We start from the raw sequence: 25658 nt of genomic DNA on the forward strand, positions 1-25658 counted from the left end.
CGCGGCATGGATGCCGCGGCCAAGCCCCCATGGATGGGTTTACGGCGTCTCCCGCAACCGGACCCGCCCCGCCATCCCACGGATTGCCCGCTTTTGACGTTGACGTTGACGTTGATTCGGCGGGTGCAGGGCGCAGCCCTGCCGATAAACCCCTCCTGCGACGGTTCGTCGCACGGGCAACCCTGGACCCGGCTCTACACTAGCGGGGTGACCCGCCTGTCCCGCCCGCAGCGCCTTCTGCTCCAGCTCGCCGTCCTGGCGACGCTGCTGATGGTGCTTGCGCCACTGGTCAGCCGCGCGCTGCAGGCGCCGCCGATGGAGTACGCCGCGATGGCAGGCATGGACCACGCCGCCATGGGCCATGACATGCACGGCATGACCATGGCCGGGCACGATCGGCACGGTGCTGCGCCGGCAGCGCCCAACCGCCCCGCCGACCCCCACGCCATGCACGGCGAAGCCTGCGAATACTGCGTGCTGGCCATGCGCCTGCTGCCGTGGCTGGCAGTGCTGGTGCTGCTGTTGCCGCTGCTGTGGCGGCCGCGCCTGGTGTTCCCGTGGTCGCAACAGGTGCTGCCGGCACTGCGTTGGCCGGCGCACGCCGCACGTGGGCCACCGCGCGTCTCCATCGTCCGCTGATGTCCCTGTCGAATCTGCCGCACGACGCCTGACCGGGCGCCGTGCGCGCGTGCGTACTTTGGAGCTGTTCCGATGAAAATGACTTCCCGCCCTGCGGGCGCCTGCGCGCGCCTGCCGGTTGCCCTTGGCCTGGCCGTGGCCGCGTCACTGGCCCATGCTGCGCCTGCCGAGCAGGCGCGCACCCTCGACACGATGGTGGTCACCGCCGCCGCACCGTCCTCGCCGCTGCACTGGGTGACCGATCCGCGCCTGCCGCGGCAGCCTGTGCCGGCCAGCGACGGTGCCGATTACCTGAAGACCGTCCCCGGCTTCTCCGCCATCCGCAATGGCGGCACCAACGGCGACCCGGTGCTGCGCGGCATGTTCGGTTCGCGGCTGAACATCCTCAGCAACGATGGCAACCTGATCGGTGCCTGCCCGTCGCGCATGGACAATCCGCTGTCCTACATCGCGCCGGAGAGCTTCGACCGGCTGACCATCATCAAGGGGCCGCAGAGCGTGCGCTGGGGCGCAGGTGCGTCGGCTGGCACCGTGCGTTTCGAGCGCGATACGCCGCGCTTCGACGAACCGGGGCTGCGTGCCGATGCCAGTGCGCTGGTTGGTTCGCGCAACCGCAATGACCAGGTGCTGGACCTGACCCTGGGCAATCCGACCGGCTACGTGCGCGCCAGCGGCAACCGTTCCGAGGCCGATGACTACAAGGACGGCCACGGTGATGTGGTGCCGTCGAAGTGGCGCAAGTGGAACGGTGACGTGGCCATCGGCTGGACGCCGGATGCCGACACGCTGCTGGAAATCTCCGCCGGTGCCGGCGATGCCATTGCGCGCTACGCCGGGCGCGGCATGGACGGTGCTGCGTTCGAACGCACCAGCTATGCCGCGCGCTTCGAGAAGCGCAACCTGCCCGGTGCGTGGGATACGCTGCAGGCCAACGTGTACTACAACGAAGCCGACCATGTGATGGACAACTACACGCTGCGCACGCCGAACCCGCACAGCATGATGCCGATGCCGATGGCCTCGAACGTGGACCGCCGTACCCAGGGCGGCCGGGTTAGTTCCGAGTGGCGCTGGCAGGACGTGCAGCTGGTGGCCGGTGTGGATGGCGAAGACAGCCGCCATCGTGGCCGCATGGGCATGGGCCGCGACACCTACCGCCAGGCCGCCTGGGAGACCGATGCCAACTTCCGCCGCTACGGCGTGTTCACCGAGTTGACCCTGGGCGCCGGCACCGACCAGCGCTGGATCAGTGGCCTGCGCATCGACCGTGCCAGCGCCCGCGATGAGCGGCAATTGATCCGCGGCATGATGGGCAACCGGCCCAATCCCAGCGCAGGGCAGACGCGCAAGGAATGGCTCGGCAGCGGTTTCCTGCGTTACGAGCAGGACCTGGCCGATGGCCTGACCTGGTACGCCGGCCTCGGTCACAGTGAGCGCATGCCCGACTACTGGGAGCTGTTCTCGCCCAACCACGGCCCGGCCGGTGCAGTGAACGCGTTCACCGGCGTGCAGCCCGAGCGCACCACCCAGCTCGACGTCGGCCTGCAGTACAAGGGGCCGCGTGTGCAGGCGTGGGTTTCGGCGTACGCAGGGCAGATCCAGGACTACATCCTGTTCACCTACCACGGCAGCGGCATGATGGGCATGAGCCAGGCCCGCAACGTCGATGCGCGCATCGCCGGTGCCGAAGCCGGGCTGGAAGTGAGCCTGGCCGAGCAGTGGAAGCTGGGTGGCACGCTGGCCTATGCCTGGGGCGAGAACCGCGACCAGCAGCGTCCGTTGCCGCAGATGCCACCGCTGGAAGCACGCCTGAGCGCGAACTGGGAAGGCGAGCGCTGGAGTGCCGGTGCGCTGCTGCGCGCGGTGACCCACCAGCATCGCGTCGCCGATGGCCAGGGCAATGTGGTCGCGCAGGACCTGGGGCCGAGTGCCGGCTTCGCCACCTTCGGGCTCAACGCAGCCTACCGCTTCAGTTCGCAGCTGCAGCTCAGTGCGGGCGTCGACAACCTGTTCGACCGCGCCTACAGCGAACACCTGAATCTGGCCGGCAGCGCCGACTTCGGTTTCCCGGCCGATCCGGTACGCATCAACGAGCCGGGCCGCAGCCTGTGGATGAAGGTGAACTACCGGTACTGATCCGCCGGGTGAAAAAAACCGGGGCCGGATCCCCGCCAGGATCCGTCCCCGCCCGACGCCCTCTGCCGGGCAGCTTCGACTCTACGATGGCAACGCCTGCGGTGCACGGCTGGATACACCTCGACACATGCCGACACCGCTGCTGCCAGCCTTGCCCGGAACGGGTTCACGGCGCTATCGCGACGCCGGTTCCACGCCGGTAAACGCTTGGCACATATCGCTTCTGTGGGCGCTTGCCTACACTCGGCGGCCGTGGATCACTCAGGACCGTTCATGTTGGCTCGCATCGCTTCGACCCTGGCCCTTGGCCTCTGCCTGGCCGTGCTGGCCGGGTGCGCGGGCAAACAGGAGGCCGCCGCCCGTCGGCAGGGAGAAGCGGTGCCGGTCACCGCGCAGGTCGTGCAGTCCACGCAGTGGAACGACACGCTGCAGGCACTGGGTACGGCCAAGGCGCGCGAATCCATCAGCGTCACCGCCAAGGTCAGCGAGATCGTCGAGAAGGTGCACTTCGAAAGCGGCCAGCATGTTGCGGCCGGTGCGCCGATCGTAACCCTGCGCGGGCAGGCCCAGGAGGCCGCGCTGGTGCAGGCGCAGGCCACCTTCCATGAGGCCGACCAGCTGTACAAGCGCCAGCGCGAGCTGGCCGCGCAGCGGCTGGTGTCCAGCGCCACGCTGGATACGCAGAAGTCGATCCGTGATGCCGCCGAGGCGCGTGTGGCGCAGATGCAGTCGGACATCGGTGACCGTCGCGTGCGTGCGCCGTTCGCCGGTGTGCTCGGCATCCGCCAGGTCAGCCCGGGCACGCTGCTGACGCCGACCACGGTGATCGCCACGCTCGATGACATCGAGCACATGCACATCGATTTCCAGGTGCCGGAAGTGGAGCTGGCCGCGCTGGGCGTCGGTGACAAGGTCAGTGCCACCAGCGTGGCGTGGCCGGGCCGTACTTTCGAGGGCGTGGTCAGCACCATCGACGCACGCATCGATCCGGCCACCCGTGCGGTGACCGTACGTGCCGACTTCGCCAACGGTGACCATGCCCTGCGCCCGGGCATGCTGCTGGACGTGCGCCTGTTCCACCCCGAGCGCCCGGCGCTGGTGATTCCGGAAATCGCCGTGGTGCAGGTCGGTCGCGATACCTTCGTGTACCGCATCACCGCCGACGACAGCGTCGAGCGCGTGGACGTGATCACCGGCGCACGCCGTGCCGGCGTGGTCGAGATCAAGCAGGGCCTGGAAGCAGGCCAGCGCATCGTGGTGGACGGTACGGGCAAGCTGCGCCCGGGCTTGAAGGTCGCGGCCAAGGACGCGGCACCGGCCAGTGGTGCAAAGCCCGCTGACGCCGCTGCACCGGTCGCGGCCGAGGGCCACGGCGGATGAAGCTGTCCGACATCTCCATCCAGCGGCCGGTGTTCGCCGTGGTGATGAGCCTGCTGTTGCTGGTGCTGGGCGTGATGTCCTTCACCCGCCTGACCCTGCGCGAACTGCCCGCCATCGATCCGCCGATCGTGTCGGTGTCGGTGGACTACACCGGCGCCTCGGCGGCGGTCATCGAAAGCCGCATCACCCAGGTTCTGGAAGATGCACTGGCTGGCATCGAAGGCATCGATACGATCAATGCGCGCAGCACCAACGGCCGCTCGCAGGTCAGCATCGAGTTCACTTCCAACCGCGATATCGAAGCGGCGGCCAATGACGTGCGCGATGCGGTCAGCCGTGTCGCCGACCGCATGCCGGAAGAAGCGCGGCCGCCGGAAATCGCCAAGGTCGAAAGCGATGCCGACCCGATCATCTGGTTCAACATGGTCTCCTCGACCATGGACACGCTGGAACTGAGCGACTACGCCGACCGCTACGTGGTCGACCGCTTCTCCAGCCTCGATGGCGTGGCCCAGGTCCGCATCGGTGGCCGCCAGCGCTACGCGATGCGCATCTGGCTGGACCGTGACCAGCTGGCCGCGCGCGGGCTGACCACCGGCGATGTGGAAACCGCACTGCGCAACGAGAACGTGGAACTGCCGGCCGGCCGCATCGAGTCGACCGACCGCGATTTCACCCTGCGCGTGGAGCGCAACTACATCAAGCCGGAAGACTTCGCGACCATCCCGCTGGGCAAGGGCCGCGATGGCTACGTGGTGCGCATGGGCGACGTGGCGAAGATCGAACTGGCCTCGGCCGAGCGCCGCGCCTACTACCGCAGTAACGGCGAGCCGGGCATCGGCCTGGGTATCGTCAAGACCTCCACCGCCAACTCGCTGGACGTGGCGCGCACCGCGCGCGCTGAAGCCGAGCGGGTGGCGCTGTCGCTGCCCAAGGGCACGCAGATCTTTGTTGCGTTCGACAACACCACCTTCATCGAAGCCGCCGTGGACCGCGTCTACGCCACGCTGGTGGAGGCGATGATCCTGGTGCTGGCGGTGATCTGGCTGTTCCTCGGCAGCTTCCGTGCCGCACTGATTCCGGCGGTGACCGTGCCGGTCTGCCTGGTGGCCGCGTTCATCGCACTCTATGCATTCGACTTCTCGATCAACCTGCTGACCCTGTTGGCACTGGTGCTGTGCATCGGCCTGGTGGTGGACGATGCGATCGTGGTGGTGGAAAACGTGCAGCGCCGCATCGACCTGGGCGAGCCCCCACTGGTGGCCTCCAAACGCGGTACCACGCAGGTTGCCTTCGCGGTGATCGCCACCACCGCCGTGCTGGTGGCGGTGTTCCTGCCGGTCGGTTTCCTGGAAGGCAATACCGGACGATTGTTCCGCGAACTGGCGGTGGCGCTGGCGGCAGCGGTGGCGCTGTCCGCATTCGTAGCGCTGACGCTGACGCCGATGATGGCCTCCAAGCTGCTCAAGCCGCACACCGGGCAGGCACCACGTGGCCTGCATGGCTTCATCAACCGCAATCTGGAGCGCCTGGCCTCGGGCTATGGCCGCGTGCTCGACCACCATGTCGACCGCACCTGGATCTACCTGCTGGTGATGGTGGCCGCACTGGCTGCCAGCTGGGGTCTGCTCAAGCTGCTGCCGTCGGAGCTGGCGCCAGCCGAAGACCGCGGTTCGTTCCAGATCATGATCGACGGCCCGGAGGGCGCCGGCTACGACTACACCGTGCAGCAGGTGCAGCAGGTGGAAGCGATGCTGGCACCGCATGTCGGCCCGGACAAACCCATCGTGCGTGCCAACCCGCGCGTGCCGGGCGGCTGGGGCGCCAGCGAGGAAATGCACACCGGCCGCGTCAGCATCTTCCTGCAGCCGTGGCGCCAGCGTAGCGAGGGCACGCCGGATGTGGCCAATGAGCTGCAGAAGGAACTGGACACCATCCGCGGCGTGCGCGTGCGTACCCAGGTCGGTGGTGGCCTGGTGCGCAGCGGCGGGCAGCCGTTCCAGATCGTGCTGGGCGGGCCGGAGTACGCCGAGATCGCGCAGTGGCGCGACCGCATCCTGCTGCGCATGGCCGACAATCCGGGCCTGGTCGGCCCGGACTCGGACTACAAGGAAACGCGGCCGCAGATGCGGGTCAACATCGACCGCCAGCGTGCGGCCGACCTCGGCGTGCCGGTCACCGCGATCGGATCGGCGCTGGAAACCATGATGGGTTCGCGCCGCGTCACCACCTTCGTCGACAACGGCGAGGAGTACGACGTGCTCGTGCAGGCCGGTCGCGACGGCCGCGCCAGCCCGGCCGACCTGGCTGCGATCCGCGTGCGCGCTACTTCCGGCGAACTGGTGCCGCTGTCCAACCTGGTCACGCTGAGCGAAGTGGCCGAGGCCGGCACCTTGAACCGCTTCAACCGCCTGCGCTCGATCACCATCAACGCTGGCCTGGCGCCGGGGTATCCGCTGGGTGAGGCCATCGCCTGGGCGCAGCAGGTCACGCGTGAAGAGCTGCCGCAGTATGCGCAGGTGAACTGGAAGGGGGAATCGCGCGAGTACCAGAGTGCCGGTGGCGCAGTGCTGCTGACCTTCGCGATGGCCCTGCTGGTGGTCTACCTGGTGCTGGCCGCGCAGTTCGAAAGCTTCATCCACCCGCTCACCATCATGCTGACCGTGCCGCTGGGTGTGCTCGGTGCGCTGGTCGGCCTGTGGGTGAGTGGCGGCACGGTGAACCTGTTCAGCCAGATCGGCATCGTCATGCTGGTCGGCCTGGCCGCGAAGAACGGCATCCTCATCGTCGAATTCGCCAACCAGCTGCGCGACGACGGAAGAACCGTGCGCGAGGCGATCATCGAATCGGCGATGGTGCGCCTGCGCCCGATCCTGATGACCTCGATCGCCACCGTGGTCGGCGCGATCCCGCTGGTGGTGGCCGGTGGCCCCGGTTCGGCCAGCCGTGGCACGATCGGCATCGTGATCATCTTCGGCGTGACCCTTTCGACCTTCCTGTCGCTGTTCGTGGTGCCGGCGTTCTACGCGCGGCTGGCCCCGTACACCCGTTCGCCGGAAGCGGTGAAACGCGAGCTGGAGAAGCAGGAAGCGGAATCGCCCTCGGTGGGTGGCCATGCCTGATCCGACCACGTTGCTGCGGGGCGATGGCTTCCAGCTGCGCCCCTGGCGCGCGGATGATCTGGAATCGCTGCTGCGCCATGCCAACGACGCCGAGGTGTCGCGGGGCCTGCGTGATCGCTTCCCGTACCCGTACACGCGCGAGGATGGCGAGGCCTTCCTCGCCGGCCGCGTACTGGCCCCCGGCACCCTGAACCTGGCCATCGAGATCGACGGCCAGGCCTGCGGCAGTGTCGGCGCCCAGCAGGGCGTGGCCGAGCGCGGTCATATGGCTGAACTTGGCTACTGGCTGGGCCAGGCCTACTGGGGCCAGGGCCTGATGACCCGCGTGGTCGGCCTGTTCGCGCCGTGGGTGATGGACGAACTGCGCCTGTTCAGGCTGCAGGCCGGGGTGGTCGACTTCAACCTCGGCTCGGCACGGGTGCTGGAAAAGAACGGCTTCCAGGAAGAGGGCGTGGATCGCTGCGCGATCTACAAGCGGGGTGAGCTGCACGACCTGCGCCGCTTCGCCCGGATACGCACGCAGCTGCCCTGAGCGCGCGGGCTGGCCACTGTAGAGCCGAGCCCATGCTCGGCTGCCCTCGGGGGCCCAAGCCGAGCATGGGCTCGGCTCTACAAGACAGCGCTACCGCAGCGGCCTTCGATCAGGGAGAATCGACCGGTCCCCTCCAGCCGACGGGACGTCCTTACAACCCGCCGACTGGAGAGAGCGCGCGTGGAAGCTACCGTACATTTCATCAACAGCATCATCTGGAGCAAGGCACTGATCTTCATGTGCCTGGCCGCCGGCCTGTTCTTCAGCCTGCGCACGCGCTTCATGCAGATCCGTGGTTTCGTCGAGATGTGCCGCCTCACCGTCAAGGGTGAGAAATCCGACGCCGGCGTGTCCTCGTTCCAGGCCCTGGCCATGTCGATGGCCGGCCGCATGGGCATCGGCAACATCGCCGGCGTGGCCACCGCCATCGCCTTCGGCGGCCCCGGTGCCATCTTCTGGATGTGGGTGATGGGCTTCCTCGGCGCGTCCACGTCGTATGTGGAATGCACCCTGGCGCAGATCTACAAGACCAAGGACGCCGAAGGCCGCTACCGCGGTGGCCCGGCGTATTACATCGAAAAGGCCATGGGCCTGAAGTGGTACGCGCTGGCCTTCGCCATCGCCACGATCATCGCTGCCGGCTTCCTGATGCCGGGCGTGCAGGCCAATGCCATCGCCGACAGCATCATCAACGCCTGCCGTGGCACCGCGCTGTGCGGTCCGCTCGATGGCCAGGCTTTCGGCATGGAGTCGGTGCAGGCGCTGAAGCTGGGCATCGGCATCGTGGTCGCGCTGCTGCTGGGCGTGGTGATCTTCGGTGGCGTCAAGCGCATCGCCAACTTCGCCGAAGTGGTGGTGCCGTTCATGGCCGCCGGCTTCATCCTGATGGCCATCGTCATCATGATCATCAACTACGACCGCGTGCCGGAAATGTTCGGCATCATCTTCAAGAGCGCCTTCGGCACCCACGCCGCGTTCGGCGCGATGATGGGCCTGGCAGTGGAGTGGGGCATCAAGCGCGGCATCTACGCCAACGAAGCCGGCCAGGGCTCGGGCCCGCATGCTGCAGCCGCCTCGGAAGTCTCGCACCCGGCCAAGCAGGGCTACGTGCAGGCCTTCGCCATCTACTTCGACACCATGATGGTGTGCACCGCCACCGCGTTCCTGATCCTGGCCAGCGGCACCTACAATGTGTACTCGCCGGTGCCCGGCGCCGCGCCGATCTTCCAGGGCCTGGCCGGCATCCCGGAAGGCGCAGGCTACGCGCAGGCCGGCGTTGAAGCCGTGCTGCCGGGCTGGGGCTCGGCGTTCGTGTCCATCGCCATCTTCTTCTTCGCCTTCACCACCATCATGGCGTACTACTACATGGCCGAGACCAACCTCAGCTATGTGAACCACAACAAGAAGCGCCCGCTGACCGTGCTGCTGCTGCGCCTGGGCATCATCGGCATGGTGGTGTTCGGCGCGTTCCATAACGCCACCCTGGCCTGGGCGCTGGGTGACATCGGCGTGGGCCTGATGGCCTGGCTGAACATCATTGCCATCCTCATCATCCAGAAGCCGGCCATGCTGGCCCTGCGTGATTACGAACGACAGAAGAAGCTCGGCCTCGATCCGATCTTCGACCCCGATGCCCTGGGCATCAAGAACGCCGATTTCTGGCGTCAACGCAAGCTGGAGTTGTCCCGTAGTGAATGATCCCTGGAAGAACGCCCGCCGCCCGTCGTCGCGACCGCCGCGGGCCACCCCGCTGCCACCGCGTGAGGGCGGCACCCCGCCACCGCCGGGGCGCGGCAACGACGAACTGCGCCTGTATGGCTGGAACGCCGTGCAGGCCCTGTTCGCCAAGCGCCCGCAGGCGCTGCGCAAGCTGTACCTGGTGGACGCGCTGATTCCGCGCATGCAGCCGGTGCTGAAGTGGTGCGTGGCCAACCGCGTGGGCTATCGCGTGGTGGAAGAGGGCGATCTCAACAAGCTGGCCGCTACCACGCACCACGAAGGCCTGGTGGCCGACGTGCTGCGCGCGCCGGTCGTGCCGCTGGCGCAGTGGCTGGCGGATCTGGGCGAAGGTCCGGCGCTGGCGTTGTGGCTTGATGGTGTCGGCAACCCGCACAACTTCGGCGCGATCCTGCGCTCGGCCGCACACTTCGGGGTCAAGGCGCTGCTGCTGCCGGCCGGCAGCACGCTGGCGCTGTCCGGTGCCGCCGCACGCGTGGCCGAGGGCGGTGCCGAGGCGGTGCCGCTGGTGCAGCTGCCGGAGACCGCAGAGGCGATGGCACAGCTGCGTGCGGCCGGCTTCGGGCTGGCCGCGACCCTCGTTGATGGTGGCGACGACGTGTTCCGTGCGTCCCTGCCGGAACGGCTTGTGTACGTGATGGGCGCTGAAGGCGAAGGCATGGACCGTGGCCTGGCGAGCCAGTGCGATCTGCAGGTCTCGATTCCCGGCAGTGGTGCGGTGGAAAGCCTCAACGTGGCCTCGGCCACGGCGGTTTTGCTGGCACAGTGGGCAAACCGCCGCAGCTGAGTGGCGCCCGGTGGGTGCGAAATCTACCTTGGTGGGTGCGAACCTTGGTTCGCACCACTCCCGCCACTGCGCTCGCCGGGCATGGCCCGGCGCTACCGCATCACTCGTTCGGCGGCGTGGTCGCCTTGGCTTCGCTGCCGAAACTACCATCGGCTTCCGCGGCCAGATACGCGAATACCGCATAGGCGGCCACGTTCTGCGCCAGCGCCTTCGGGTCGATCTTGTCCAGCGTGTCGTCGGCGGTGTGGTGCAGGTGGAAGTAGTCCGATCCATCCTGCGCCAGCCACGCCCACGCACCGCCCTTGGCGGCCAGCGGGCCGACGTCCGGTCCCGGGCCACCCTTGTCGGCCTGGTACTCGATGCCCAGCGGCTTCATCACTTCGGCAATCTGCTTCGTCGCTTCGCGCGAGCCTTCCGGGTTCGGCGAACCGGTGTTGAAGGCGTAGATGCGACCAGCACCGAAATCGCTCTCGGCAGCCAGCTGGTGCAGGGCCACGTCCTTGGCGTGCGCTTCGGCGTAGGCCTTGCCGCCGTACAGGCCCTGTTCTTCGTTGGCGAAGGCGATCACGCGGATGGTGCGCTTCGGTGCCTGCTTGAGCAGGCCGATCAGGTGGCCCGCGGCCATGGTGATGCCCACGCCCGCGCCGTCATCCACCGCGCCGGTGCCCAGGTCCCATGAATCCAGGTGACCACCAATCACCACCACTTCCTTTGGCAGGCTGCGGCCGGTGATCTCGCCAATCACGTTGTACGAGGTGGCGGTGCCATCCCAGCCGCAGTCCAGCGCGACCTTCACCGTAGTGCTGCCACGGGCCAGCAGGCGCGCCAGCTGGTCGGCATCGGGCACCGACAGCGCCGCCGACGGCACCGGCGTCAGGCCGTCATCGAAACGGGTGATGCCGGTGTGCGGCACGCGGTGCGAGTCGGTACCGGCCGAGCGCATCAGGAAACCGACTGCGCCCTTGCGGATCGCTTCGGACGGGCCCTTGCTGCGGATCGCGCCGCCACGGCCATAGTCGCGGCCATCGCGGAACGGCAGCATCTGGTAATCGACGAAGGCAATCTTGCCCTTCAGCGAACCGGCCGGTGCGGCCTGCAGTGCGGCCAGGTCGGCGAAGCGCACCACTTCCGCTTCCACCGTGCCGCCCGGGCTGCCGCCCAGTGCGGTGATCTGCAGCGGCTGCGGGTTTTTGCCGGTCACTGCGGCGTGCTCACTGCGGCGTTCCCACTTCGGGAAGGTCACCGGCTCCTTCCAGACTTTGTCGAAACCGAGTGCCTTGAACTTGGCCTCGGCCCAGGCCACGGCACGGGCGTCAGCCTCGCTGCCGGCAATGCGCGGGCCGATTTCGGTGGTGAGCGATTCGACCACCTTCCAGCCGGTGTCATCGGCCAGCGCCTGGTCGCGCAGCTGTGCGGCGGTGGCCAGCGACGCCGGGGCCAGGGTGGTGGTGTGCGGCGCCGCGAAGGCCGGGGCGGCCAGCAGGGCGAGGGAGGATGCGATGGCAAGGACGCGGCGACGCATGGACAGCTCCGGAAAGGGACCAAGCCTTGGAGCTTAACAGTCGTTCAGCCCGGTGCATGGGCGGGAGGTCATGGCTGGCGCGGATGCTGTTTTCCGCCAGATGCAGCAAAGCGAAAGCCCCGCCGGGGCGGGGCTTTCGCCTGCTTCTGTAGAGCCGAGCCAATGCTCGGCTGCCTTTTGCAGATCAGCCGAGCGTGGGCTCGGCTCTACAGGTGGGAGGGGCGCCGGTAGGCGCCCGATACCTTATTTCTTCAGGCTGTCGCGGATCTCGCGCAGCAGCACCACTTCCTCGGCCGGCGCAGCGGGAGCGGCTTCCTTCTTGCGCGACAGGCGGTTGATCACCTTGATCACCAGGAAGATGGCGAAGGCCACGATCACGAACTGGATCAGCGTATTGATGAAGTCGCCGTAGCCGATCACCACCGCCGGAATCTCCTTGCCATCCGGCCCGATGCGGGCCGGCGACAGCGTCCACGCCAGCTGCGAGAAATCCACCTTGCCGATCAGCATGCCCAGCGGCGGCATGATGATCTTCTCGACCAGCGCCGTCACGATCTTGCCGAAGGCCGCGCCGATCACCACGCCGACGGCGAGGTCGATGACGTTGCCGCGCATCGCGAATTCCTTGAACTCGGTGAGCATTCCCATTGTTGTTTTTCTCCGGTGGGGGAAGTGGACAGCGCGCAGGGTAGCGCAGGTGATGTCAGCCGGCGATCACACCGTGGCGCTCGGCCACGTTTTCCAGGCGGGCACTGAAGCGGTCGCCGGGCTTCAGTGCGGCCACACCGGACGGGGTGCCCATGAACACCAGGTCGCCGGCACGCAGCTGCCACAGCTTGGACAGCTCGTGCAGGATCTCCGGCACATTCCAGATCATCTGGTCCAGCAGCGCCTGCTGGCGCACCTCGCCGTTGACCTCCAGCGACAGGTTCAGCGCGGCCAAGTCGCCCACTTCCTCGGCGTGGACGATCTCGCTGATCGGCGCGGAGGCATCGAAGCCCTTGGCGGCGTCCCACGGGTGGCCCTTGTCCTTGGCGGCGGCCTGCAGGTCGCGGCGGGTCAGGTCCAGGCCCACGGCGTAGCCGTAGACCAGTGCGTCGGCATCGGCCACGGCCAGCTCACCGGCAGGTGCATCGCGGCCGATCGCCACCACCAGTTCCACTTCGTGGTGCAGGTTGGCAGTCGCCGGCGGGTAGGGGATGGCATCGTCGTGGCCGACCACGATCGCATCGGCCGGCTTGCTGAAGAACATCGGGCGGCCGCGGTCATCGGCCGCCGGCACCGCTGCGCCCATTTCGCGGGCGTGGTCGGCGAAGTTGCGGCCGACGCAGTAGATGCGGTGCACGGGGAAACTGCCGCCACCGGCTACCGGCACACGCGGCAGGGCTACGGCAGGGATCACATCGGAGACATCGGACATGCGGGCATCCAGGAAGGGCGTGCCCGCAGTCTAGAACGCATGGCGCCCGCCGTCAGCGGGCGCGGATGGCGCAGGTCAGCGCGAGACCGGCAACACCGGCTTGCGCACCACGCGGTACTCGCCCTCGACCACGGTCGGGTCGATCGGACGCGCGGCACCCGGCTTGCGCGAGGCCAGCAGCTTCCACGCCAGGCCGACCATGATCATCGCCGCACCAACAAACACGCCGATGAACACCATCGCGGCCAGGATCGCCAGGCCAAGCAGGCCCACGGCAACGCGCACCAGCGGGTGACGCGGCTTGCGCGGCGCGAACAGGGTGCGGAACTGGTTGAAGGCGGATGCGCGATTGAACATGGCGGCTCGATAGGCTGGGATCAGCGAAAACAGAGTATCGGGACGCGCCACTGTCATTGAGTGAAAAACTCGTTAAATATAGCCTGTGCTTATTACGGATCAATGACTTGTGTTCATGTCGCAGCCAGTCACCTGAGTGGGCATGCGACAATGCGGGTTTACTGTCCGAGCCTTCGCCATGACTGCCGCTGCTTCCCTGATTGCCCTTGATGCCATTGCCGATGGCGCGTTTGCCGAGGTCGAAGCGGTGGTGGATGGCGATGCCGAATCGCTGGTGCTGTACCGCGACGGCGCGCAGGTGCGTGCCTTCCTGAACATCTGCCCGCACGCCGGCCGACGCCTGGACTGGGCCCCGGGCCAGTTCCTGAAGAGCCGCGAAGGCCACCTGGTGTGCGCCGCGCATGGCGCCTCGTTCGCGCTGGACAGCGGCGACTGCATTGCCGGCCCGTGCAAGGGCGACCGCCTGCGCGCAGTGCTGGTGGATGTGCGCGACGGGCAGGTTTACCTGGTTTGATGTATCGGTGTGCGGACCAACGGTCCGCACCCACCAAGCCAACAGTCCGCACCCAACAGATCAACAGGTATCCAGATCCATCCACGCATGGCGTGGATCTACTGCAGATTGCAGCGATCTGTCGAAGGCGGGGTGGGGCCGGTTGCGGGGGCGTGAGCCGCATGGATGCGGCGACCGAGCTTACAGGGACGTACTTGCAGCGTCCCCCGCAACCGGACCCACCCCGCCATCCCACGGAATGCACGCTGTTGCTGTTGCTTCGGCTTCTGCGGGTGCAGGGCGCAGCCCTGCCAACAAACCCAACCGTCAGAACATCAGGTTGATCATCAACACCACCACACAGGTGTAGATCAGCGACAACGGTCCGCCGACCCGCCACATCTCGCGCGGGGTGTAGTTGGCCGGACCGGTGATCATCGAAATCACCGGGTTGGAGGCCGTCATCAGGTTGTTGGACGCCGACAGCGCCACGATCAGCGCGAACGCCGTCGGGTTGCCACCCGCCGCCAGTGCCAGGTTCACCGCAATGGGCACCATCACGATGGTCGCGCCCACATGGCTGATCACCAGCGAGAACGCCGTGGTCAGCAGCGCCAGCGCCACCTCCAGCACCCACACCGGGATGCCGGTCGGCAGCTTGTCGATGGTATGGCCGGCCACCCATGCCGCCGCACCACTGGAATCCATTGCCCAGCCGAGTGGAATCAGCCCGGCCATCATGAACACCGTCTTCCAGTTGATCGAGGCATAGGCCTCGTCCATGCGCAGCACGCCGGTCAGCAGCATGCCGGCCACGCCGGTCATCAGCGTCAGCGCCACCGGCAGCTTGCTGGTCAGCGCGATCAGGATGGTCAGCGCGAAGATCGCCATCGCGATCTTGAACTTGTGCGGGCGCTGCTCGCCGGTCGGGTAGTCGGTCACCACCACGAAGTCACGGCTGCGCGCGGCCTGCGCCAGATCGGTCCAGATGCTGTGGAAGACCAGCATGTCGCCGGCGCGCAGCTGCACGTCGCGCACGTCCTCGCGGATCACCTGCTTGTCGCGGTTGATCGCCAGCAGGCTGATGCCGCGCTCCTTGCGCAGGCGCAGGTCCGCGGCGCTCTTGCCGATCACGTTCGAGGTCGGCGGTACCACCGCCTCGGAAATACCGGCACGGCTCGGGTTGAACAGGTCGCCCAGGTGCTTCAGGCGCGAAGACATGCGCAGGAACTGGTTCTGCGCGAAATCGTTGATCTGCTCGCGCGGGCCCATCGCGCCGAGCACGCTGCCGACCCAGATGCGCATTTCCGCTGGCGGCGCCAGGCGGGTGTCGTTGCCGGTTTTCAGGGCCAGCAGCAGCGGGGCATCGTGCAGGTTTTCGGCCTCGCCCAGGGTCATGCCCACCAGCGGGCTTTCGGCACTGACCACCAGCTCGAACACATCGCCTTCGATGCCGTAGGTCTTGGCGAAGTAGCTCTCGGTGCGCGCGGGCGTGACCCCGTCGTTGACCAGGTTCTCTTCCTCGATCAGCTTGCGGTCGCCGTAGTAGCGGAAATACAGCAGCGAGGCGATCAGCAGGGCCACGCCGATCGGCAGCGGCGCGAACATGCGCAGCGGCTCGATGGTGGCCAGGCCCGAGGGCAGGTTGTTGTTGGCCGAGGCCAGCAGATCGTTCAGCAGGATCAGCGGCGAGTTGCCGACCATGGTCAGCGCGCCGCCCATCACGATCGCCGCCGATATCGGCAGCAGCAGGCGCTGCAGGGTCAGGCCGGTGCGCGCTGCCAGTCGCGAGGCGACCGGCAGGTACAGCGCCATCACCGACGGGTTCTGCATGAAGGACGAGTTCAGGCCGGCGATGGCCGTGGTCATCATCAGCAAGCGCTGCTCGACGCCATGGCCGCGCCGCAGCAGCCAGGCCGCCAGCCGGTTCAGCGCCCCGGTGCGGTCCAGGCCGGCACCGAGGATGGTGGTGGCGATGATGCTCATCACCGCGTTACCGGAGAAACCGCCGAAGATTTCCTCCGGCGCGATCAGGCCGGTGACACCCAGCACCACCAGCACCACCAGCGCGACCACGTCGGCGCGGATGCGCTCGAACAGGAACATCGCCATCGTGAAGCCGACCAGCCCGAGCACGAGCTTCATGTCGTTGGTCAGCGTCAGCGCGGTATCCATGTGGGGCGCGGCGTCCTCAGGCGATCGTCAGGTGCGGTCGTACAGCAGGTCCCAGACGCCGTGGCCGAGCTTCTGGCCGCGGGTCTCGAAGTGCGTCTGCGGGCGCCAGTCCGGGCGCGGCACGCTGCCACGCGGGCCGGCGCGGTTGACCAGGCCGGCGGTGGCATCGAGCACGTCCCACATCTGCTCGGCGTAGTCTTCCCAGTCGGTGGCGCAGTGCAGGCGGCCACCCGGGCGCAGCTTGCGCACCAGCAGCTCGGCGAACGCCGGCTGCAGCAGGCGGCGCTTGTTGTGGCGCTTCTTGTGCCACGGGTCCGGGAAGTAGATGCGCACTTCATCGAGCGCGCCATCGGCGATCTCGTTCTGCAGCACTTCCACCGCATCGTGGTGGTACAGGCGCACGTGGTCGGCGTTGTCCTCCGCCAGCGCGTTCAGCAGCCGGCCCACGCCGGGCGCGTGCACTTCGATGCCGATGTAGTCGCGCGACGGGTCGTGCTGGGCGGCGAAGCGCAGCGCGGCACCGTTGCCGAAGCCGATTTCCAGCACCTTGTGCGCCGGGCGCCCGAAGGTGGCGTCCAGGTCACGCGGCTGGCCGTTGTAATCGATGCCGAAGCGCGGCCAGCGTTCGTCGAACGCGCGCTGCTGGGCGGGGGTGAAGCGGCCCTGGCGCAACACGAAGCTGCGCACCTCGCGGCGGCCTTCGCTTACGGTGAAGGGCTTGGGCGGAGCCTTGGAACCGGCGCTGTCGAAAGGATTGGTCATCAGCCGATCAGCCCATCCACCGGGGAGGAGGCGCTGGCGTAGCGCTTGCGCGGGATGCGCCCGGCCAGGAACGCCTCGCGGCCGGCCTCGACCGCCTTGCGCATGGCACTGGCCATCAGCACCGGGCTGCGTGCACCGGCAATGGCGGTGTTCATCAGTACGCCGTCGCAGCCCAGCTCCATCGCGATTGCCGCGTCCGACGCGGTGCCCACGCCGGCGTCGACGATGATCGGCACCTTGGCGTCTTCGATGATCTGCAGCAGGTTGTACTTGTTCTGGATGCCCAGGCCCGAACCGATCGGTGCGGCCAGCGGCATCACCGCAGCGCAGCCGATCTCTTCCAGGCGCTTGGCCAGGATCGGATCGTCGGAGGTATAGACCATCACCTCGAAGCCGTCCTTGACCAGCTGTTCGGCGGCCTTGAGGGTCTGCACCACGTCCGGGTACAGCGACTTCTGGTCGCCCAGCACTTCCAGCTTGGTCAGGTTGTGGCCGTCCAGCAGCTCACGTGCCAGCCGGCAGGTACGCACCGCGTCTTCGGCGGTGTAGCAGCCGGCGGTGTTGGGCAGGATGGTGTAGCGCTCCGGCGGCAGCACGTCGAGCAGGTTGGGCTCGCCCGGGTTCTGCCCGATGTTGGTGCGGCGGATGGCCACGGTGACGATCTGGGCGCCTGCAGCCTCGGTGGCCAGGCGGGTTTCTTCCAGATCCTTGAACTTGCCGGTGCCGGTGAGCAGCCGCGAGCCATAGGTCTTGCCGGCGATCACCAGCGAATCGGGGGAGACATGAACGTTCATGGCGCGATTATCGCCTATCCGCCTGAAGATGGGATCACGCAATGGCGTGCCGGCCGCTGGCCGGCAAACCCGCGCAGGTCTCAGCCCCCGCCCAGCGCGTGCACGATCTCCACGATGTCGCCTTCGGCCAGGACGTGCTCGCCATGGCGGCTGCGGCTGATGATCTCGCCGTTGACCTCCACCGCCACCCGGCGCTGCAGCAGCTGCTCGGCCTCGAGCAGGTCGTGGAGGGTCGCCGAGGCGGGCAGGGTGCGGGGTTCGCCGTTGAGCTGGATGTTCATCCCTGCATTGTCGCTGATAGCCCGTCGAGATCGGAACGTTTGCAATTTGAACCGGGCGCCAGCTCCAGCACAGCGGGTTCCGGCGTGATCAGGCGACAATCCATGCGGCGGCGCAGCGTGAGCAAACGGCGGCGCGGTGAAACCATTGACCGTGCGCCGGCGTACGTGCGCCGGATTCCAACCTATTTACCCCACAGGAGTTCCTAGATGCAGCTCAGCAAACACCCGATCCGCTCCCTGATGGCGGCTGCGATCGCACTCGCCGCGCTGCCGGCCATGGCAGGCGAAAGTCCGTATTCCAAGGCGGTGTTCTTCGGCGACAGCCTCACCGACGCCGGCTATTTCCGCCCGCTGCTGCCTGAGGCCACCCAGGGGCTCTCCGGCCAGTTCACCACCAACCCGGGCTGGGTGTGGTCGCAGCAGGTCGCCAACTACTACGGCCTCAACAAGGACCCCAACGGCAACGGCCAGAACGGCGACAACTACGCTGTCGGCGGTGCCCGCGTGTCGGTCGAAGGCGGTGGTGCCCTTGGCGCGATCCCGTCGTTGAAGTCGCAGGCGGCCCGTTACCTGGCCGCAAACGGCGGCAAGGCTGATCGTAATGCCCTGTATACCGTCTGGGGCGGCGCCAACGACCTGTTCGCCGCGGCCGGTGCTGCCGGCGCGGGTGCGTCGCCGGCCCAGGTGCAGGGCATCATCGGCGCGGCGGTCACCGACCAGATCGCGCTGGTCGGCGCCCTGAAGCAGGCCGGTGCCCAGTACGTGCTGGTGCCGAACCTGCCGGACGTGGGCATCACCCCGCAGTTCCGCGGCCCCAACGCGGCAGCCGCCACCGCCATGTCGGTGGGCTACAACAAGGCACTGTACGGCGGCCTGAAGCAGGCGGGCATCGAGTTCATTCCGCTCGATACCTTCAGCATCCTGCGTGAAGTGACCGCCAACCCGGGCATGTACGGCTTCACCAACGTCACCGGCACCGCCTGCAAGATCAACCCGGCCAACACCACGGGCAGCATCATCGGCTGCAACCCGACGACCTACGTCAGCCCCGATGCGTACCAGACCTATCTGTTCGCCGATGGCGTGCATCCCACCGTGACCGGTCACCAGCTGCTGGGCCAGTACGCCGTCTCGGTGCTGGAGGCTCCGCGCCTGCAGCAGGTGCTGAGCCACTCGGCACAGACGGTCGGCCGTTCGCGTGCCGACCAGGTCAGCAACCACCTGGGCGCCCGTCCGGCCGATGGCCTGTCGTGGTGGGGTGGCGTGCGCGGTGACATGCAGCGCTATGACCACGCCGACCTGTACGACGGCGTGGCGCCGGCCGGCCTGTTCGGTGTCGACTGGTCACGTGACGGCGTGGTGGTCGGCGGCTTCGCCGGCTTCGGCCGCATGAGTGCCGACTTCGGCAACAGCCGTGGCGACTTCACCCAGAAGGACACCACCGCCGGCCTGTTCGCTGCCTGGTATGGCGACCGCGTCTGGGTCAACGGCCAGGTCAGCTACACCTGGTTGTCGTATGACGTGAACCGCAAGGTCCAGCTGGGCCCGGCCACCCGTGAGCATGGTGGCTCGCCGGATGGCAGCAACCTGACTGCTGCACTGAATGCCGGTTACGAGTTCGGCACCGAAGGTGGCTTCCGCCACGGCCCGATCGCTTCGGTGATCTGGCAGAAGGTGAAGATCGACGGCTACACCGAAAGCGCGACCGCCGGCACCATGGCTACTGCGCTGGGTTACGACCGCCAGAACGTCGACTCGACCGTCGGCCGCGTCGGCTGGCAGGCCCGCTTCGATGGCGGTACCGTCAAGCCCTACGTGCAGGTGACCTACGACCACGAGTTCGAGGACACCAAGCAGGCCAGCGCCTGGCTGCAGACTCTGCCGGAACTGGGCAGCTACCGCGTGCCGGGCCTGGACTTCGACAAGAACTACGCCACCGCTGTTCTGGGTGCGCGCATGGACCTGTTCGGCCTGCAGGGCAACGTTGGCCTGAGCACCACGGCTGCGCAGAAGCGCGCCCGTGACGCGACGATCTTCGCCACCGTGGGTGGCAGTTTCTGATGAATGCAACATCCCGGGCACCGCAAGGTGCCTGGGATGCCTGCACTGCAGCGCCGGGCCGTGCCCGGCGGGTGCGGCGGCCACCATTGCGCAACACCGGCCGCTCCGCATAGACTTTCACTCGCAATGCGGGCGTAGCTCAATGGTAGAGCTGTAGCTTCCCAAGCTACTGACGTGGGTTCGATTCCCATCGCCCGCTCCATGTCTCCAGGGTATTCACCCCAGGCAGACGCGGCGCACTCGTTGAACCACACCCAGGTCCAGCGTGTGGCAGCAGCGCCGGACTCTCTTTCCCCAGTTTTGGGCTGTGGCTCCTTCGAACCACAGCCCGCGTAGCTTATGCGCCCGCTTGCGCAGCCGCGTCCTTGGCCGCGGCAGTTACAGAGCTCCCGAAACCGGTATAGGTCGATCCGTTGCAGTGCAGGTATGCGCGGAAGACGACGCCATTCAACTCGGCGTTGTCAAAATAGCAGTGCGTACCGGTCTTGGATGATTTCTTCACAAGCCGCATTGCCATCGCGTTTGAATCGTCGACGCTGGAGCCAAGGCCGGCAACGCTCCAGGATTGGCCCGGGCGAGTGCAGCTGTAGGGATACTTATAGCCATGTGCCGACCCATAGTAGTAGTCGACATTGCACCGCGCCTGCGTCGCCGCCAGGGTGATGGCCAGCTCAAGCAGGTTCTGTCCCGCAGTGGTGGTCGTCATGCCATAGGCGGAAATCGGAGTGGAACTGCACTCTCCTTTGATACCCACACCCGGTGCCGGGATGCTGACATAGGGATCGCGTGCGAAAACACTGCATACCGGGCCTTCCTCGGCGACGGCCAGGAAGCCATTGGTGTTGGCCGTCGCAGCATCGATATTGCTGCCAACGCCCGCGACCGTACCGTTCTTGCCGCAGCGCCGGATCACCACGCCTCCGCCGTTCGGCAGCATGTCCATGCCGGGGTCGCAGATGCCCGGCCCGATCGATGCTGCTGCGGCTCTGGCGTAGTCACTTTCTGCGTTTGCGGCCATCGGGGCCTGGGTGGAAAGCAGTGCAAGCATCAGCGGAAAAGAAATCGCAGCCATTCAAAACCTCGAATCCATGAGTGAGCAGTGACGCTAGCAGAGGCGCCATTCTGGAAAACTGGAATTCGACCCATCCGCCACTGCTGCAAGCCAGTGATTCGATTCAGGATGCCCACGTCTGTGAAAATGTGCGGTAGTTCGCGCTGCGTCTCCGGCTGCGCGGCTGCTGCGGCGGGCTCCTGCAACCTCCGCTGTCTGCCGTGCCCGTCGGGCCGCAGGGTTCAGTTGGTGCTGGGCTTGGGGATGCTAAAAGATCGTTAACCGTTGACCCATCGTCCGCTGCCCGGAGCGCGAATGATCCCCGCACTTTTGCCCCTCAGGCGTTGCTTTGATTTTTCAGGGCGATCCAACCGGAAAGAGTTCTGGTCGTACTCCCTGTCTGCTGCGCTTGTGGTGGCAGCGAGCTACACCTTGATGGACGGCGGATACTGGCTGACGGGCACCGTGCTGCTAGATGGGGAGGCCTTCGAACCGTTCCGGACGCTGGGGTGGGGCATGACGGTCTGCGCGGTCATCGTCCTCCTTCCGCCGATGCTGGCCCTGGCCGTTCGACGACTGCATGACATCGACGAGTCTGGCTGGTACGTCGTGATCGCCTTCATCCCGTTGGGCGTATTCGTCCTCTTCCCGGTCATGCTGCTGCCGGGCAACGAGGAAGAGAATCGATTCGGCGGCATTTCCGGTCTGCCGGGGGCCTGACTCAGCGCCGGGCGAAGTCCACCAGGTCGGAAGGGTAGTGCGGGCAGGTGCGCAGCGCGGCATCGTCGCCGCCATACAGCACCACCAGCGCTGCTACCTCAAGCGCCCAGTAGCCCCAGGCATTCGGTCCGGTCAGGCGTCGGGTCCGCTTCTGGGCTTTGGGCGACAGCAGGAAGAAGTCGCGGTACTGCACCTGCAGGTAGCCGGCCAGCAGTGAAGGGATGAACGCTTCACCGTCGCGCAATGGCGCGAACAGCTCGGCGAACGGGCGCGGATGGAATATCGCATCGCTGGCTTCGGCAAGGCCGAGTGCCGGCGCGCTGAGGTAGTCCAGCACGCGGTCGGTTTCGAAGCAGAGCACCTGCTCCACCAGCGCCGGAAGACGATCCTGCGCATCCAGCAGCACGCCCAGTGACAACAACTGTAGTGCGTATTCGTAGTGCTGCGTTGTACGCGGTTGCAACGACGCGGCCAGCGCGATGTCGTGGCCTTGCTGTTGCAGGCTGTCCCGGGCTAACGCCAGCAAACGTGCGTGTTCCAGCCACAGCTCTGTCACGTCGGCATGCATCTGCTGCAATGCCGTGGGGGCGAAGCCGCGGTCAATGCCTTTCAGCAGCAGGTTGCTGCCGGTCTGGGCAACCGCTTCCCAGCCGTAGGCATGTTCCAGTGCCGCATGCCCCTGCAGCGGTTCCTCCGCAGGTTCACCGCCATTGCGCGCATGACGCGCAAGCAGGGCCATGCCCGCGTTCCAGTCTGCCTGCCAGTCCGGCAGGCGAAGCATGCGGCGCGGTACTCCCGGATCCTTGGACAGTGCTCTCCATCGCGGTAGTACGTCCAGCAGCAGATTCCGGCGGTTCACGGCAGTCATCGGTTCCATCATCAGGGAAAGTCTAGCGGCAATGCCGGTTCGACCCCCATTGCCTGGCACCGCGTTGAAGGTTTGAATGGTGCGCAATCGCAGTCACCCTGCCCGCATGACCGTTGATCGAATCGCCCTCCGCCGTTTCACCCAGTGGCTGCCGTTCCTGGTCCTGGTCGCCATCTGCGTGGCCTGGTGGTCGCCGCTGGGCGTGGTTGTCGCCCTGGCCGCGTGCCTTGCAGTGGGCGGCGTGCTGCAGCGCTTCGATCTGGTCGGCGATGCCGTAGGCGGCGCACTGCTGCGCTCGCGGGCGACGCTGCCCTTTGCCACACGCCCGCCCACGCATGATGTCCTGTTGGATTGGGGGGAGCTGGGCATGGGAGGGCCGGCCTACAGCACCCAGATGCTGCGCGATGGCGCCATTGTCGAGGGCGTATCCACCGGAGGCAGCCACGATGCCAGTGGCGAGTGGCAGACGCTGGCGGGAAGCGCGCTGCGCGTGGCCAGTGGCTACATTGATCGCAGCGAAGCGGTGATCGTCTACGACGAAGCGGACAAGAAGGTGATGCACCTGCTGACGATTGTTCCCAGCCTGTTCTGGCAGGAACTGCACGAGCGCCGGCAGCTTGGCGGGGATGCCGAAGCCGCGATCTGGTTGCGGGATCTTCCCTGCCGATCGAGCACGCTCCGCCCCTGCCGGGGTCTATGGCTGGAACCGGAGCATCCCGCACTGGCCGCCGGGCTGCCGCAGGCATTGCGGCATGTCCTGCCGGATGCCCGGGTGCTGCGGGCCATCCCGCTGCTGCCCGACGATCTGCGCCTGACCGCGCATCCGACCCTGTTCGCGCGCATCTGCCCGTACGCGCTCTGTCTCGATGGCGAGCCCAGTGACCGTCACGCCTGCGATCTGGAGACGGTGATCACCAGCCCGTCCGGACGATGCGTGGTGGTGGCGGGCAGCGTGCTTGATGGGGATCTGCGTCCCATCGAGGGCGTATGGCTCGTCCACTGGCAGGGGCGTTGGCAGGCCATTGGCCGCCGTGCGACGGGCGGCAGCGGCAAGGCCCGCAGTGCGGCCTGGATCGATGTGATCGAGGCCGGCGATGACGGTACGCTTCGCTGCGACGCCTATGAGGAACACTGGTCGTTCGACGCGATCACACGCATCCCCACGCCACACACGGCACTCGCCTTGCCTGTGGAATGGCGGGAAACCGCACTGGCCGTGCGTGTCCGCGATGGGCACTTCTCGTTGCGCCTGCCCCGCGCGGTTCGGCGGCGCCACGCATCCCTTGGATGAGCCATGAGGATGTCCCCGGCGACGGTGCGGCCATCGCCGGAGACGGTGCAGCGGCTACCGGGCGTCAGTCAGAGTAGAAGCCGTTGCCGAGGGTGCCGGGCAGGCCGGGTTCCGGCCATGGCATCAGTGACGTGCAGGCGTCATACAGCGTGCAGAAGTCCTGCCGAAGTTGCGCAGGCACCCAGCTGCCGTAGGAAACGTTGGTCGAGTCGCCCTGGCAGGCGTAGGAAACATCGATCCAGCGGGTATTGGCGTGTGAGGCAACGCCCTGGTGCTGTGTCTTGCCTGTGCAGTAGCGCAGGCCCTGGCCGATCAGCGTGTTGTTGGCATCGAAGTAGAGCCGGGAGACTGCATGGGTCGGCGCAGCCTGTACGTCTGCGGCACCTCCCACCAGGCCAAACAGCAACAACAGCGGAATTCCCATTCGCATCTGTGGTTCTCCTTGGGGTGTGTAAGCCGGTCGTGTCCTGTCCATCAGCCGGCGAAAGGCATCTTCGCACAGCCCCGGCAGGCACGCAGATGCGGCGGCCTGCTGGGCATCATCCACCCGCCACCCGCCCGCGCTATGCTGCGCGCCTGCCGTCCGATCCTGCCGCGATGAAGCTCGCCATCCTGTCCCGCAACAGCTCCCTGTACTCCACCCGCCGGCTGGTCGAGGCGGCCCGCGCGCGCGGCCACACCGTACGCATCCTCGACCCGCTGCGCTGCTACATGCGCATCGCCGCCGATGGCTTCTCGATGCACTACAAGGGCCGGCCGATGACCGGCGTGGACATGGTCATTCCGCGCATCGGTGCCTCGATCACCCGCTATGGCACCGCCGTGCTGCGCCAGTTCGAGCTGATGGGGGCGCGTACGCCCAACCCCTCCGACGCGATCCTGCGTTCGCGCGACAAGCTGCGTGCGCACCAGCTGCTGGCCGCCAAGGGCATCGACATGCCGGTCACCGTGTTCGGCGACAACCCGGATGACACCGTCGACCTGCTGTCCATGCTCGGCCCGCCGCCACACGTGGTGAAGCTCAACGAAGGTACCCAGGGACGGGGGGTGATCCTCACCGAGAAGGCCAGTGCGTCGCGTGGCATCGTCGAGGCCCTGCGGGGCCTGTACGCCAACTTCCTGATGCAGGAGTTCATCGGCGAAGCCAAGGGCGCCGACCTGCGCTGCTTCGTGGTCGGTGACCAGGTGGTGGCGTCGATGCAGCGCCAGGCGCCGGAAGGGGACTTCCGCTCCAACCTGCATGCCGGCGGCACCGCGGTGGCGGCCAAGGCCAGCCGCGCCGAACATCAGGTGGCGGTGCGCTCGGCCAAGGCGCTGGGCCTGTCGGTCTGTGGCGTGGACCTGATCCGCTCCGCGCGCGGCCCGCTGGTGCTGGAGGTCAACTCCACGCCAGGGCTGGAGGGCATCGAAGCCGCCTGCGGGGTAGATGTGGCCACGCGCATCATCGAGCACGTCGAGAAGCTCAAAAAGCCATGATCAATCAATGGCTTGAAATTCTCATGGGCAAATGAGGCCGGCTTTAACATGCCT

General features: G+C 67.0%; 23 protein-coding genes and 1 tRNA gene. 13 read left to right on the plus strand and 11 right to left on the minus strand.

The genetic code is table 11. From position 1 onward, the window contains the following. Positions 1–207 precede the first annotated feature (207 nt). The 7 genes from ACTJJM_RS13860 (at position 208) to ACTJJM_RS13890 (ending at position 10333) form a co-directional block, all read left to right on the plus strand. Positions 208–639 carry a DUF2946 family protein gene (locus ACTJJM_RS13860; protein WP_100447153.1) on the plus strand — a complete coding sequence of 144 codons (432 nt, stop codon included), beginning with the start codon at positions 208–210 and terminating at the stop codon, positions 637–639. A 72-nt stretch (positions 640–711) separates the two neighbouring features. Beyond that, positions 712–2775, plus strand: a complete 2064-nt coding sequence (locus ACTJJM_RS13865; RefSeq protein ID WP_100446604.1) for a TonB-dependent copper receptor — start codon at positions 712–714, stop codon at positions 2773–2775. A gap of 273 nt (positions 2776–3048) precedes the next feature. Next, positions 3049–4155: an efflux RND transporter periplasmic adaptor subunit gene (locus ACTJJM_RS13870; RefSeq protein ID WP_317614588.1), complete on the plus strand. Its 1107-nt coding sequence runs from the start codon at positions 3049–3051 to the stop codon at positions 4153–4155. After that, a complete protein-coding gene (locus tag ACTJJM_RS13875) occupies positions 4152–7277 on the plus strand; it encodes an efflux RND transporter permease subunit (protein ID WP_010481452.1) in 3126 nt (1041 codons plus the stop codon). Before ACTJJM_RS13870 ends, ACTJJM_RS13875 begins: the two co-directional genes overlap by 4 nt. Then, positions 7270–7809: a GNAT family N-acetyltransferase gene (locus ACTJJM_RS13880; RefSeq protein ID WP_440865765.1), complete on the plus strand. Its 540-nt coding sequence runs from the start codon at positions 7270–7272 to the stop codon at positions 7807–7809. Before ACTJJM_RS13875 ends, ACTJJM_RS13880 begins: the two co-directional genes overlap by 8 nt. 180 nt (positions 7810–7989) lie before the next feature. Continuing rightward, positions 7990–9507, plus strand: a complete 1518-nt coding sequence (locus tag ACTJJM_RS13885) for an alanine/glycine:cation symporter family protein (RefSeq protein ID WP_010481454.1) — start codon at positions 7990–7992, stop codon at positions 9505–9507. Next, on the plus strand, positions 9500–10333 hold the full coding sequence (locus ACTJJM_RS13890; protein ID WP_071306356.1) for a TrmH family RNA methyltransferase: 834 nt from the start codon (positions 9500–9502) through the stop codon (positions 10331–10333). Before ACTJJM_RS13885 ends, ACTJJM_RS13890 begins: the two co-directional genes overlap by 8 nt. Positions 10334–10433: 100 nt before the next feature. Here the strand turns inward: ACTJJM_RS13890 and ACTJJM_RS13895 are convergent, their stop codons facing one another. From ACTJJM_RS13895 to ACTJJM_RS13910, 4 genes are all read right to left on the minus strand, one after another. Next, on the minus strand, positions 10434–11855 hold the full coding sequence (locus ACTJJM_RS13895; protein WP_333582435.1) for a M28 family peptidase: 1422 nt from the start codon (positions 11853–11855) through the stop codon (positions 10434–10436). 243 nt (positions 11856–12098) lie between these two features. Beyond that, on the minus strand, positions 12099–12503 hold the full coding sequence (gene mscL / locus ACTJJM_RS13900; RefSeq protein ID WP_010481458.1) for a large-conductance mechanosensitive channel protein MscL: 405 nt from the start codon (positions 12501–12503) through the stop codon (positions 12099–12101). Between the two features lie 55 nt (positions 12504–12558). Continuing rightward, positions 12559–13275, minus strand: coding sequence for a fumarylacetoacetate hydrolase family protein (locus tag ACTJJM_RS13905; RefSeq protein WP_019660190.1), 717 nt, complete (start codon positions 13273–13275; stop codon positions 12559–12561). A 75-nt stretch (positions 13276–13350) separates the two neighbouring features. Beyond that, on the minus strand, positions 13351–13632 hold the full coding sequence (locus ACTJJM_RS13910) for a hypothetical protein (RefSeq protein ID WP_440865766.1): 282 nt from the start codon (positions 13630–13632) through the stop codon (positions 13351–13353). 178 nt (positions 13633–13810) lie between these two features. On the opposite strand from ACTJJM_RS13910, the gene ACTJJM_RS13915 reads away from it, so the two are divergent. Next, complete coding sequence (locus ACTJJM_RS13915; RefSeq protein ID WP_197654389.1) at positions 13811–14146, plus strand: Rieske 2Fe-2S domain-containing protein; 336 nt, start codon at positions 13811–13813, stop codon at positions 14144–14146. Between the two features lie 306 nt (positions 14147–14452). On the opposite strand, the gene ACTJJM_RS13920 is transcribed toward ACTJJM_RS13915, so the two are convergent. From ACTJJM_RS13920 to thiS, 4 genes are all read right to left on the minus strand, one after another. Beyond that, positions 14453–16300 carry an SLC13 family permease gene (locus tag ACTJJM_RS13920; protein ID WP_010481466.1) on the minus strand — a complete coding sequence of 616 codons (1848 nt, stop codon included), beginning with the start codon at positions 16298–16300 and terminating at the stop codon, positions 14453–14455. A 27-nt stretch (positions 16301–16327) separates the two neighbouring features. Next, positions 16328–17062, minus strand: coding sequence for a tRNA (guanosine(46)-N7)-methyltransferase TrmB (trmB, locus tag ACTJJM_RS13925; RefSeq protein ID WP_053501092.1), 735 nt, complete (start codon positions 17060–17062; stop codon positions 16328–16330). Next, positions 17062–17856, minus strand: coding sequence for a thiazole synthase (locus ACTJJM_RS13930; RefSeq protein WP_010481470.1), 795 nt, complete (start codon positions 17854–17856; stop codon positions 17062–17064). Before ACTJJM_RS13930 ends, trmB begins: the two co-directional genes overlap by 1 nt. Positions 17857–17936: 80 nt before the next feature. Continuing rightward, positions 17937–18137, minus strand: a complete 201-nt coding sequence (gene thiS / locus ACTJJM_RS13935; protein ID WP_049454766.1) for a sulfur carrier protein ThiS — start codon at positions 18135–18137, stop codon at positions 17937–17939. Between the two features lie 207 nt (positions 18138–18344). On the opposite strand from thiS, the gene ACTJJM_RS13940 reads away from it, so the two are divergent. Continuing rightward, positions 18345–20198, plus strand: a complete 1854-nt coding sequence (locus ACTJJM_RS13940) for an autotransporter outer membrane beta-barrel domain-containing protein (protein ID WP_100446596.1) — start codon at positions 18345–18347, stop codon at positions 20196–20198. A 128-nt stretch (positions 20199–20326) separates the two neighbouring features. Then, a tRNA-Gly gene (locus ACTJJM_RS13945) sits at positions 20327–20400 on the plus strand. Between the two features lie 135 nt (positions 20401–20535). Here the strand turns inward: ACTJJM_RS13945 and ACTJJM_RS13950 are convergent. Next, positions 20536–21270: a hypothetical protein gene (locus ACTJJM_RS13950; RefSeq protein WP_049437318.1), complete on the minus strand. Its 735-nt coding sequence runs from the start codon at positions 21268–21270 to the stop codon at positions 20536–20538. A 294-nt stretch (positions 21271–21564) separates the two neighbouring features. Here ACTJJM_RS13950 and ACTJJM_RS13955 point away from each other — a divergent pair, with 294 nt between their 5' ends. Then, positions 21565–21969 carry a DUF805 domain-containing protein gene (locus tag ACTJJM_RS13955; RefSeq protein WP_043402812.1) on the plus strand — a complete coding sequence of 135 codons (405 nt, stop codon included), beginning with the start codon at positions 21565–21567 and terminating at the stop codon, positions 21967–21969. A 1-nt stretch (position 21970) separates the two neighbouring features. Here ACTJJM_RS13955 and ACTJJM_RS13960 read toward each other — a convergent pair whose 3' ends face one another. Next, positions 21971–22849 carry a PoNe immunity protein domain-containing protein gene (locus ACTJJM_RS13960; protein ID WP_440865767.1) on the minus strand — a complete coding sequence of 293 codons (879 nt, stop codon included), beginning with the start codon at positions 22847–22849 and terminating at the stop codon, positions 21971–21973. A 94-nt stretch (positions 22850–22943) separates the two neighbouring features. Here ACTJJM_RS13960 and ACTJJM_RS13965 point away from each other — a divergent pair, with 94 nt between their 5' ends. Continuing rightward, positions 22944–24128: a hypothetical protein gene (locus ACTJJM_RS13965; RefSeq protein ID WP_440865768.1), complete on the plus strand. Its 1185-nt coding sequence runs from the start codon at positions 22944–22946 to the stop codon at positions 24126–24128. 64 nt (positions 24129–24192) lie between these two features. On the opposite strand, the gene ACTJJM_RS13970 is transcribed toward ACTJJM_RS13965, so the two are convergent. Then, positions 24193–24558 carry a hypothetical protein gene (locus tag ACTJJM_RS13970; RefSeq protein ID WP_239682767.1) on the minus strand — a complete coding sequence of 122 codons (366 nt, stop codon included), beginning with the start codon at positions 24556–24558 and terminating at the stop codon, positions 24193–24195. 167 nt (positions 24559–24725) lie between these two features. Between ACTJJM_RS13970 and rimK the strand changes: the two genes are divergently transcribed. After that, complete coding sequence (rimK, locus tag ACTJJM_RS13975) at positions 24726–25604, plus strand: 30S ribosomal protein S6--L-glutamate ligase (protein ID WP_440865769.1); 879 nt, start codon at positions 24726–24728, stop codon at positions 25602–25604. The last annotated feature ends 54 nt before the right edge of the window (positions 25605–25658 follow it).

Origin of the sequence: Stenotrophomonas sp. 22692, from assembly GCF_052045015.1 — a bacterium.
Lineage (GTDB): Bacteria > Pseudomonadota > Gammaproteobacteria > Xanthomonadales > Xanthomonadaceae > Stenotrophomonas > Stenotrophomonas geniculata.